The following is a 10,860-nucleotide window of genomic DNA, read 5'->3' as shown; positions in this document are numbered from 1 at the left end:
GAAAATTGTTTGTAGGCATTTGCCTGTTCGTCAGATCCAGCCAATCCCTGATAGAGTGCCAAATACACTTCATAGCTTTTGTCTATCATGCGGTGTTTTACTACCTTCATTTTATCCTTGAAGTGTTTGAAATCGCCCCTGCGCGTTTTGTCAATCAAAGCATTTCGATCAGCTAGAAACAGGATTCTCTTTTTCTTTCCGCTTTTCCAAAGTCTGTGGATAATTTGGAAAGCCGTGTAGGTTTTACCGGTTCCGGTTGCCATGACAAGAAGAATTATATCCTGTCCTTTGGCAATCGCTTCAACGGTTCGGTTTACGGCAATTTGTTGGTAGTATATTGGACTTCTTCCGCTACCGTCAAAATAATAATCTTGTGCTACTATCTTTTCAGCCTCAGGGGATTCGATGCCCTTGTATTTTTTGTATTTCTGCCAAAGTTGTTCGGGAGTTGGGAAGTTATCATTATCTAATTCTTTTTCGATATGCCCATCAGTAGCTGTTCGGTCATGGTTCACAAAACCGTCACCGTTACTACTGAATACACAAGGGATGTCAAGTATTCTAGCATAGTCCAGCACTTGTTGTATTCCAGCTTGAACTGAATGTTTATTGTCTTTCGCTTCAACAATCGCGATTGGAATATTCGGTTTGTAGTACAGAATGTAGTCGGCTCTTTTTCTTACACCTCTAGCTGTTAATTTTCCACGAACATATATTTTCCCATCAGTAAAAGACACTTCCTCTAAGAGTTGGGTCAGTCTGTCCCAGCCTGCTTTTTCAATAGCAGGAGTTATAAATTTGGTACATATGTCCCTTTCTGAAAGGTCTTTTTTATTCATATTTTTTATTTAAGCCACTGAGCTCGCATATATATTTAAAAATTTTCTTACAATATCTTTAATTAAAATGTTAGATACCATACATTGTGAAGGGTTTTTTTCCTTAAATCCGTTCCTTTTTGATCATTTGGAGTAATAAACCGTCCCAAAAAAGCAATAACCAATTTTGATTGCACGAATAAAAAATGCGATGCAAATCCCATCATTCCCCCATTTATTTAAAATTCCTTGAATTAAAAAAGAATAGCGTTAAATTTCAGATTCTAATTCACCTTAGAAATATCTTCAGCTTATTTCATGTAGCATATTTCTATAAATTAAAATCTACAAACACAATTTAATTATATGGCCAATTTTAATATTGATGCAAAAAAGGACATGACTTATGATGCCATTGTAGTCGGTTCAGGTATCAGCGGTGGCTGGGCAGCCAAAGAACTATGTGAGAAAGGTATGAAAACCTTGGTGTTGGAACGGGGCAGGTTGGTAGAACATGTCAAAGATTACCCCACCATGATGGATGACCCTTGGGATAGTGAGTTGAGGGGTTCATTGACTCCTGAATTAAAAGAAAAGCACAAGGTAGGTATGCGTTCCGGTTTTATCGGAATGGATACGGAGCATTTTCATGCCAATGACCAGGAAAACCCCTATACGGAAGTGAAGCCCTTTATGTGGGTTCGTGCCCATCAAATGGGTGGTAGGTCCATATTGTGGGGAAAACAATGTTACCGCTTTTCTGACTTGGATTTTGAAGCCAATGCCAAAGATGGTTATGGTGTGGATTGGCCGATCAGATACAATGACCTTGCACCTTGGTACACCCATGTAGAAAAATATGCAGGTATCAGCGGTGAAGCAATGGGATTGCCCCATTTGCCGGACAGTCATTTTTTACCAGCCATGGAATTGAATTGTGTGGAAAAACATGTCAAAAGCCGCGTAGAGAAAGAGTTTGAGGGAAGACATATGATCATCGGTAGGGTAGCGCACCTGACCGAGCCATTGAATGGGAGGGGAGTTTGCCAGTACAGAAACCGATGCAGCCGAGGTTGTCCTTATGGCGCATATTTTAGCAGCAACGCGGTAACATTACCTGCTGCGAATGCCACCGGTAATCTGACCATCCGACCTTACTCGATAGTACAATCTGTCATTTATGATGAGCAAAAAGGAAAAGCCACAGGTGTGCGCATCATTGATGCAGAAACCAGTGAGGTTGTCGAATACTATGCTAAAATCATTTTCTGTAATGCCTCTACACTGAGTACAACTCAAATATTGCTGAATTCTACTTCAGACCGTTTTCCAATTGGCTTGGGCAATGACAGCGGTGAATTGGGACATAACCTGATGGACCATACTTATAGGGTAGGGGCCATGGGAATTGTGGATGGTTTTGAAGATGAATATTACAAGGGAAGAAGGCCAAATGGCATTTATATACCACGCTATGTCAATTTGGATGAAAAGACCAAAACCGATAAGTTCCTGAGAGGATTTGGATATCAAGGTTCAGGTGGCCGTGCAGGTTGGGGCGCAGGTTCCAATTTAGACAATTTTGGTGGGGATTTCAAAGATGGCCTGATGAAGCCGGGACCTTGGGAATTCTTTATCACAGGCTTTGCAGAATGTCTGCCTTACCACGAAAACCATGTTTATTTGGACAAAAACAACTTGGATAAATGGGGGCAACCAACTTTGGCGATAGATTGTGAATTCAAGGAAAATGAAAAAGCCATGAACAGACAGATCCGAATCGATGCCAGGGATATGTTGGAGCGAGCAGGATTGAAAGATATCGTAGACTTTGACAATGAACATGAACCAGGATATGGTATCCATGAAATGGGAACGGCAAGAATGGGTAGAGATCCCAAAACTTCGGTTCTGAATGCCACCAATCAGGTTCATTCCTGTAAAAACGTATTTGTAACAGATGGCGCCTGTATGACTTCTTCATCCTGTGTCAATCCATCCCTTACCTATATGGCACTTACCGCAAGGGCAGCAAATCATGCAGTCTCCGAATTAAAGAAAAATAACATTTAATTATATGAACAGGAGAAACGCATTACGAAAAACAGCTTTGATGGCAGGATCTGCCATGGCTGCACCCTCTTTGTTTACTTTACTTCAATCCTGTAAGCAACAGAACAGATTGGAATGGGAGCCACTTTTTTTCAATGAAGATCAGGCAAGGTTTGTTTCTGCATTTGTAGATACCATCCTGCCAAGGACGGATACACCCGGGGCATTGGATGTCAAGACAGATATATTTCTGGATTTGATAGTTGCCAAAACATATGATGCCAAAGCCCAGCAAAATATGGCTTCTGAAATTGATAAATTCAATGCGGAGACCAAAGCTAGTTTTGGGAAAGTCTTTGCTGAGCTGAGTGAGGAGGATAAAAAAGCAGTGCTCAAAAAAGCGGAAGCAGATACCGCCAAATATAATCCAAAAGTTTGGGGAACGGCTGTTGGAGAACAAAAGCCTGTTGGATTCTACCGTTCCATGAAATCCATGGCCCTTTGGGGATATTTCTCCTCTGAAGAGATTGGCAAGAATCACCTGAATTACGATCCTATTCCGGGAGAATACCGAGGGTGTATACCACTTTCTGAGGTGGGGAATACTTGGAGTTTGTAGGGATTATAGGCCAGAAGACCGAAGATGGAAGACGGAAGAAAAGGAACCAGAAGTTAAACGCGACCGTCATTCAGAACGAGCTTTGATAAGTTCCAAATTTACCAGAAAACCTTCAGCGAAGTGATGAATCTCTTGAGGAAAGTCAGTAGGTTTAAAAAAACCTGCCAATGGAAAATTAGTATGGGTTCTTAAAGCCATAATCCTGTTTACCAAAAGTCGATTTAAGTCGAAGATCGCGTTGTTTTCACAGGACTATTTTCGCAAAAACAATGATTTTGGGTGAGTTGTAGTGCTTTTATGACTGCCGGTTCCGGAGTGGGCCGCGACATTTGTTTTGTACTACCATATTTCTATTCAAAGTTAAATAAAAGGCTTATTTCATTGTCGAAAAATCAACTTCATAGTCCCTTTGGCATACAGGATTCCAAAGCCTAAACATATCAGGGAACTCACAACCATAAAAACTATTTTATCCCTCAATTCATTTAAATAAGGGTGGTCCACGAGCATTACCATAGGTATTCCTAATATACCTCTCAGCAAAAATACAGAAGTTATAAGGATCAAAACAGGTTTCAATAAAGGTAATCTACTTATCAAGCCTGCTCCTGAAAATGCATAAATCGCCCAAATCCCTAAAATCAATGCTATCGTTAATGTGATCATAACAGGTAATGCCAAGCCTGCTTCCGCCTGCTGGGCCATTCGTTCTCCTGCCCCAAAGAACCTATACCATTCAGGTCCTCCAATCACAATTCCAATATGCGTAATGGAAATCAAGGCAGTCAAGATTCCTGCCCAGAATAGATGTTGGTTGTTCATGGAAGATCAATTATGCTTAGTCATGCCATGACTTCGCGTCATGGGATGACTTGGAATAAACTCACTTTTTAACTACAGGCAAACTAACACTACTAGGATACTTTCTCGAATGGTGGATAGCATTGGTTGCAACTACACCTTCGGCTTCATCATAGTTGTTTCCACCTGTGTTTAGGTTTCTATCAAATCGGGGGAAGTTGGATGAAGAAACTTCAATTCTGATTTTATGGCCTTTTTCGAAGTAATTGGAAGTTGACATGGGGGTCATATTGACTTCATAGACTTTTCCATTTTCCATAAATACTTCTTTTTCATATCCTTCCCTGTACCTTACCCTTTGGATGGTTTCATCCAAATTATAGGCTGTTCCATCAGGATAGACATCGATGAGTTTGATGGTAAGGTCGGTGTCTTTGACATCAGAAGAAAGATATAGCTTGGACTCAATAAATCCACTGATTTCAATCCCTTCAGGTAATGCTTCTGAAGTATAAACTAGAATATCCTTTCTCAATTCGATCTCCTGTTGGTCAAATGAACCGCCCTGTACAGCGTTGCCTGTGCAGCAAACATTACCTCCATAAGAAGTCAAGGGGTCCATTGGATCGTATTGAAAAGTGTCAGGGTTGTCTTTGCTTGGTCTTGAGGTGGACAATTTGCCATCTCCCAATCTGGAATTGGCATTGCCTTTACTGTCCAGAAAATAGGTGACCATTTGGGCTTCCTTTGGAGGCCAAGTATCTGAATATTGCCATTTATTGGCACCCATGGTGAAATAGGTGACCTTGTGCATTTCTTCTGTAACCTTGTTTGCCTCACCTTTTAACCAATAGTCAAACCAAGCATAAGTCATGTCATTGTATGGCAATCTTGCATCTCCCATACTTCTTTCACCGACAATGGTGTTTTCAGTAGCTCGGGTAAATGAACAGTGTAGGGTAGGTGCGATGACCAAATACTGATTGTCCCTGATTTTGGGATCTTTGGCATTTTCCCTGATATGATTGTACATCGCCAAATTGGGACTGGAAGCCACATCATACCAAGACACAAACCAAAAGGCAGGTTTTTCAAACTCCATATCATCATGAAAAAGCCCGCCTTCATACCATTTTGGATCATTTGGCTTGCGGGTGATCATTTCTTCATAGATTCCTTTTGGGCCATCAACATTTCGGATAATATCCTGAACTGGCAAATGGCTTAAGGCCTCCTTCCAATCAACCCTTGGATATCTTGGAGCCATATCATAAAACTTCTGTAATCTCAATAAATCTTCCTGTGAGATTCCCTCAGGAAGTTTTGGTGCCATGGGGTCATGTTGGGTACCATAAAGCCATGCCGTAAAAAGCATCTGTCCGGCACCACCTCTGTACCAGTTTCCTTGTTCATAAAAATCACCAATTCTACCAACTCCCGCACCAAACCCTTGGGGAACCATAGCAGCATGCGCCGGATGGTTGAGAGAGGCAACGGCCATTTGCCATTCTGCAGTTGATGAGCAACCTATGGTACCGATCTTCCCATTGCTCCATTTTTGATCGGCCATCCAAGTAAAGGCATCATATCCGTCTGTGAGTGGCGTTCCAAGAATGTCCCATTCCCCTTCGGAGAAAAACCTTCCTCGCTCATTTTGTACCACATAGGCATATCCTTTCTGGACGGCTTCCAAGGCACTTTGCATGGTCCTTGTCACCAATTCTCCATCACGATATGAATTGAAGTTATAAGGAGTTCTTGAAAAAATGATGGGTACCGGATTATTGGTTTTTGGCCGGTAAATATCTGTAGCCAATCTGACCCCATCTCTCATGGGCATCATTACCTTTTGATCGACAATGGCTATTTCCTGAAGTTGTTCAAGGATATTTTTTTCCTGAGCCCAAGAATGATCGGAGATGGTCAGGAGCAGCAGGAATGTTATGATTTTGAATGATTTCATTTAGGGTAAAATTTATTGAACCCTAGTTTAGTTATTATTCTTCTAAAAAGCTTGAAAATTTTATTCGTATGGATAAAAAGTGCTATCTGAAATTAAGCTTTGACAATTTCCATTTGTGAAAAAAATATTTTTATTCTATTTCGAATTAGAGTTGAAAGTATTTTTGAATTTTTGACCGATAGGTTCTCTCTTTTGCCTTTTTTTGGCTCTTGCCTTTTTCCTACGTTTCTTATCCTGCTCTTTGCTTTTGACCAAAACCATTCTTGCTGAAATTCCCACTTGACCTCTGACAAATTCCTCTCTGCCTGAAAGATTAAAATTCGGCTTATAGTCCAAAGAGATGACCGTGTTGGCAATTGTGAGTTCTACGCCGGCAATGATATCGACACCTGATGTAGAATTTCCATAGGTATGGAGGATTTGTTTGGTCTCTTTATCCTTCACAAAACTTTCTTCCCAACCTGTGGACACTCCAGCTCCATAATAATAGTTGAATCTTTTGGAAATAATCGGCCTGTGAACTTCAACCAACAAATGGGCTGTGGTATTTTTATTAAAATCAGACTGTAAAATTCCTTCGAGTGTAATATGCTTAAAAACACGTTGTTGTGCAGAAAGTCCAAAAGTTCTACTGAAGTCGTTGCTTCCCATTCTGACACCAGCTGCCGAACCATATCTTTGAGCTTCAACCTTGAAGGAAGAGAAAACGAGAAAAAGGAGGAAAATTAGGGTGTATTTTTTATTCATCATGTAATTGGAAACAAATGAAAGTCCATATTACCAAAAATTGTTCCAAATTGAGTTTTTATAGGATTACCAATCCTCTTCTTGGCTTTGATCGGATGTTTTTTCCTGAATTGAAACGATATTTTCAAATATGTCTCCACTAATTTCCGGAACAAATATAGCGTTTGAAAACAATTGTGCATTGACATCTAATAAGTTTTCGTGGGTAGCTGTTGCAATATGTTTGGGAATCTTGTAAAGTCTTATATCCTTTTTTCCAAAAGGAGTTTCGGATTTACTCTCAAATAAATAGGGCAATAATATTTTTGAACTGTTTAGAGCAATCAAATCAATCCTATATTCATCAAAATAGGAGATAAGCCTCAAATTGATCTCTTCAAAAAAGTCCAAAGTTTCCTGTAGCCTAACCCGGGAGCCAGCCCTAGATTTTCCTTTTGTTTTAAGGTATTTGATTTGACTTTTACCTTGCTTTTTTCTGACCATATATGCACGAAAAACTTTATGATCCACCAGTTCCGTGTTTTCAAATAATGCCACAGAAGCAATTCCTGACTTGATCAATAAAATGATATAGTTGATAAAACGTAACTTTACCAAGCTATTTTCCTCAGGTAAGTATTTAACATCGATGGATAACCTTACAATTAAAATTTTATTATATTCTGAATCATAGAAGGTTATTGTCTTTTTTTCAGCATTATGAATTGTAGTAAATTGATTTTTCTCACAGAAATCAAGCAGATTTTTCAATTGATCAAAATTCAATTTTCTCCAAACCATAATTTTTTTTTAAATAATTTGTCAAAAATGGCTTAATTTTTGTAATTTACATACATAAAAATACCCATGAATAATTTTACGCTTTATTTATTATTCCTCTAAAAAATTTCCACATAAAAATTTCAAAAAGCAAACAAAAAAATTACAAGATAAATCAACTTAGTGATTACACTATTTAGATTTTATGAATAGGAAAGTAGGCAGATTGAAAAGAATAATATAAAAAAGATAAAAATTATTGAAAAGTTTAAAATAAATTAAAAATCTACTCGTTATTTTAAAACATAAATTGGAATAGTGCATGAAAATCAAAGAAATGATATTGCTCCATGAGAATTTTTTAACTGATTTTGGATTCCAATTAGAACCCAAAAAACTGCTATATTCTAAACCCTTCGGTCAAGGTAAACAAATAATATTCTTTCACCATACCCATTTTAATGACTCGACTTATTTTGAATACCATTTAGGGGTAAGGTTTGATCAAGTTGAATCCATCATTCACAAGTTTTTACCGACATTGGGAGACTATAAAGATAGAAGTATCACTTTGGTAGAAACTATGGATACCATAGACTCAGCCATGCCTAGAAGATACTTTTTGGAAAATGACCTTGAGATCAATCCTGTCATCCAAAAAGTAGAGGACTTTATGGTCAAATTAGGGTTTCCTTGGATGGATAATTTCTCAAAAGGTAAAAAGCTAGAAAGATTTTTTAACGAGGATCCAGATAAAAATATTCTGACACAGAATTTTACTTATAGATCTTCTAGAGGTATTACGCTTGCCAAATTATATAATCCTTCAGAATACAAGGAAGTAAGGGATACTTACCTTGCCAAGATGGAAGAAATGCAGGTGACGCCTTTTACAGTAGCTTGTTTTCTTAACCTTTTGGATTATTTGGATAATCTTTAATACTCCAACAAAGCCTATTGGCTTAAAGCCTGTTGTGACTTTATCAGCTTAGTGTTGTTTGTTTTTATCAACCAGTTCCGAAATTGGTTTGGTAAAAGTTTAGAAAAAATAAAATATAAGTTCACAATTTTGCCTGGAATAATAACATTTTTTCCCTTCATAGTCTTTTCTATAGAATAAGCAGCTACTTCCTCCGGATATAAAACTGATATTTGCTGAAGTAGATTACACTGATTGTTGATTCTTGCCATTTTTATGTTGGAATTGATACCACCTGGGCATAAAACAGTAACTTGAATATTTTTGTCCTTCAGTTCAATGGAAAGACTTTTTGAAAAATAAAATATAAAAGATTTTGTTGCTCCATAAACCTGTTTGTATGGGCCTTCAAAGTGGATAATCATACTGCTTACATTCAGGATAAAAGATTGTGAGTTCTTTGCCAAAACATTTATCATCCCGTGAGTAATCATGGTCAATGCCTTGATGTTCAGTTGAATCATCCTATTGAATACAGCGAAATCCTGATTACCAAATTGGTAATTTCCACCGACACCAGCGTTATTGATCAGAAAAGAAATGGGATATTCCTTCGACTTCACATATTCTATCAAGTAGTGACAACTTTCATCGTCAGTGAGATCTATTTCCAAATAATCGACAAAAACCTCAAAATTTTGATCCAGTAATAATTTCAACTCAGGAAGACCTGTGGAAGGCAAAGAGACCAATAATATATCCATGCCTTTATTGGCACATTCTAAAGCCAAGGATTTTCCAAGTCCTTCACTCGCTCCCGTAATCAATGCAAAATGTTTCATGATGCTCTTTTGTTGATCAAAAATTGAATAGTTGTTTGAATGGCCTCCTCGAATGGTGTGATTTTATATCCCAGATCTTTAATAGCCTTTCCGGAACTGAAGACAGCGTCTTCATTAATTCTCTTTACAAAATCAGGAGTGATTTTAGGTGATCTACCAAAATTATTCCCCATATACAATTCCAACCATGACCAGTATTTTAAGGGCCAAACAGGGAATTTAAGCATAAGACCTCGCTGTGGGGAAAGATTTTTAATAGTTTGAAAAAGCTCTCCAAGGGATTTATTCTCGCCACCCAAAATATATTTCTGACCGATTTCACCTTTCTCCCGAGCTTTGATATGGCCTTCTACGATATCATCAATAAACCCATAATTACCCAAAGCATGGTGAGTGGTAGGCATGATAGCTACTTTGTTTTTGAGATATCCTGCAATTAATCGATTGATTCCTGAACTTGGGGAATCTAAGCCAGGTCCGAAAATTCGGGAAGGACTCACAATCAAACCTGGGAATCCATCTAATACTGCTTTGAGTAATTCCTTCTCCGCCAGATATTTGGAAATTTCATAATCATTGTTGAAACTCGACCATCTAGGTGTATTTTCATCATTTGGTTTTTTCAAAGATGGACCAATTGTTCCTGTACTGCTTGTAAGAATAAATTTTTGAATCTTAGTTTCTTTAGCAACTTGAATCAAGTTTTTTGTCCCTTCCACATTTACAGTATAGAAATCCTCAGGGTTTTTAGACCATACTCTTGCCAAGGCGGCAACATGAAAAATATATTGACAGTCTCCCAAAGCCTCTTTGATACTTTTTATTTTTAAGATATCTCCATAAAAAATCTTGATGTTGGGATGTTCCAGATGAACCGCAGCGTTTTTATTTCGGATCAAAACATGAACATATTCACCGGATTCTGCCAGTCTCCATGCCAATCTTTGTCCCAAATAGCCAGATCCACCCGTAATAAATGTTTTCATGAATTGTTAAATTGTTTAGAAAAATATAAGACTCAACTAAATTAAAGTATTCTCTAATAATCCAAAAATCAATATAACAGGTTTTAATCCTTTTATGAATGAAATTAACCTTAATTGTGAGTTTGATGGCAGATTTATGCAAGATGTGCCAAAAACCGGGTACCTCTTAATTCTTTATTTGTACTTTTCAATAATATTTTATTCCTCATTAGTACATATTACGATTTAAAAATTAGAGAATTAGTTTTACTCTAATATTTCTTCTGAAATAAAATATGTCTTTTGGAAATGAGTTTTTTAACCTCTAAAAACAAAATTTTAAGATATCAATCCACGATTTCTAATCAAGGTCAA

Annotated in this window: 10 protein-coding genes; 3 read left to right on the top strand and 7 right to left on the bottom strand. The window is 37.7% G+C overall.

Translation table 11 applies throughout. The annotated features are described in order from the left end of the window. Positions 1–839: DEAD/DEAH box helicase family protein (locus ACEW8U_RS10265; protein WP_373521949.1), on the bottom strand; the 839-nt coding region annotated here is incomplete at its 3' end. A 345-nt stretch (positions 840–1,184) separates the two neighbouring features. Between ACEW8U_RS10265 and ACEW8U_RS10260 the strand changes: the two genes are divergently transcribed. Further along, positions 1,185–2,891: a GMC oxidoreductase gene (locus tag ACEW8U_RS10260; protein ID WP_373521948.1), complete on the top strand. Its 1,707-nt coding sequence runs from the start codon at positions 1,185–1,187 to the stop codon at positions 2,889–2,891. 4 nt (positions 2,892–2,895) lie between these two features. Next, on the top strand, positions 2,896–3,489 hold the full coding sequence (locus ACEW8U_RS10255; protein WP_373521947.1) for a gluconate 2-dehydrogenase subunit 3 family protein: 594 nt from the start codon (positions 2,896–2,898) through the stop codon (positions 3,487–3,489). Between the two features lie 378 nt (positions 3,490–3,867). Here ACEW8U_RS10255 and ACEW8U_RS10250 read toward each other — a convergent pair whose 3' ends face one another. The 4 genes from ACEW8U_RS10250 to ACEW8U_RS10235 form a co-directional block, all read right to left on the bottom strand. Further along, entirely contained in the window at positions 3,868–4,311 is a 444-nt protein-coding gene (locus ACEW8U_RS10250; protein WP_373521946.1) for a hypothetical protein, read from the bottom strand. 61 nt (positions 4,312–4,372) lie between these two features. Next, positions 4,373–6,253 carry a CocE/NonD family hydrolase gene (locus ACEW8U_RS10245; RefSeq protein ID WP_373521945.1) on the bottom strand — a complete coding sequence of 627 codons (1,881 nt, stop codon included), beginning with the start codon at positions 6,251–6,253 and terminating at the stop codon, positions 4,373–4,375. Positions 6,254–6,388: 135 nt separating this feature from the next. Further along, positions 6,389–7,003, bottom strand: coding sequence for a hypothetical protein (locus ACEW8U_RS10240; protein WP_373521944.1), 615 nt, complete (start codon positions 7,001–7,003; stop codon positions 6,389–6,391). A gap of 63 nt (positions 7,004–7,066) precedes the next feature. Then, positions 7,067–7,780 carry a hypothetical protein gene (locus ACEW8U_RS10235; RefSeq protein WP_373521943.1) on the bottom strand — a complete coding sequence of 238 codons (714 nt, stop codon included), beginning with the start codon at positions 7,778–7,780 and terminating at the stop codon, positions 7,067–7,069. Positions 7,781–8,081: 301 nt separating this feature from the next. On the opposite strand from ACEW8U_RS10235, the gene ACEW8U_RS10230 reads away from it, so the two are divergent. Beyond that, positions 8,082–8,699, top strand: a complete 618-nt coding sequence (locus ACEW8U_RS10230; RefSeq protein ID WP_373521942.1) for a hypothetical protein — start codon at positions 8,082–8,084, stop codon at positions 8,697–8,699. Positions 8,700–8,713: 14 nt separating this feature from the next. Here ACEW8U_RS10230 and ACEW8U_RS10225 read toward each other — a convergent pair whose 3' ends face one another. Together ACEW8U_RS10225 and ACEW8U_RS10220 are read right to left on the bottom strand one after the other, a co-directional pair. Beyond that, the gene (locus tag ACEW8U_RS10225) at positions 8,714–9,520 is read right to left on the bottom strand and encodes an SDR family NAD(P)-dependent oxidoreductase (RefSeq protein ID WP_373521941.1); all 807 of its coding nucleotides are present in this window, start codon (positions 9,518–9,520) and stop codon (positions 8,714–8,716) included. Further along, entirely contained in the window at positions 9,517–10,506 is a 990-nt protein-coding gene (locus ACEW8U_RS10220) for an NAD-dependent epimerase/dehydratase family protein (RefSeq protein ID WP_373521940.1), read from the bottom strand. The genes ACEW8U_RS10225 and ACEW8U_RS10220 overlap by 4 nt, the downstream gene beginning before the upstream one ends. Between the last annotated feature and the right edge of the window lie 354 nt (positions 10,507–10,860).

The organism is Aquiflexum sp. (genome assembly GCF_041751335.1).
GTDB lineage: Bacteria > Bacteroidota > Bacteroidia > Cytophagales > Cyclobacteriaceae > Aquiflexum.
The sequence above is the reverse complement of the archived record's forward strand: the minus strand, read 5'-3'. Positions and strand labels throughout refer to the sequence as shown.

Excerpts from the sequence above, each read along its gene's own strand:
- ACEW8U_RS10260 (WP_373521948.1), top strand. The coding sequence starts at position 1,185 with ATGGCCAATTTTAATATTGATGCAAAAAAGGACATGACTTATGATGCC.
- ACEW8U_RS10250 (WP_373521946.1), bottom strand. The coding sequence starts at position 4,311 with ATGAACAACCAACATCTATTCTGGGCAGGAATCTTGACTGCCTTGATT.
- ACEW8U_RS10255 (WP_373521947.1), top strand. The coding sequence starts at position 2,896 with ATGAACAGGAGAAACGCATTACGAAAAACAGCTTTGATGGCAGGATCT.
- ACEW8U_RS10220 (WP_373521940.1), bottom strand. The coding sequence starts at position 10,506 with ATGAAAACATTTATTACGGGTGGATCTGGCTATTTGGGACAAAGATTG.
- ACEW8U_RS10235 (WP_373521943.1), bottom strand. The coding sequence starts at position 7,780 with ATGGTTTGGAGAAAATTGAATTTTGATCAATTGAAAAATCTGCTTGAT.
- ACEW8U_RS10225 (WP_373521941.1), bottom strand. The coding sequence starts at position 9,520 with ATGAAACATTTTGCATTGATTACGGGAGCGAGTGAAGGACTTGGAAAA.
- ACEW8U_RS10240 (WP_373521944.1), bottom strand. The coding sequence starts at position 7,003 with ATGATGAATAAAAAATACACCCTAATTTTCCTCCTTTTTCTCGTTTTC.
- ACEW8U_RS10245 (WP_373521945.1), bottom strand. The coding sequence starts at position 6,253 with ATGAAATCATTCAAAATCATAACATTCCTGCTGCTCCTGACCATCTCC.
- ACEW8U_RS10230 (WP_373521942.1), top strand. The coding sequence starts at position 8,082 with ATGAAAATCAAAGAAATGATATTGCTCCATGAGAATTTTTTAACTGAT.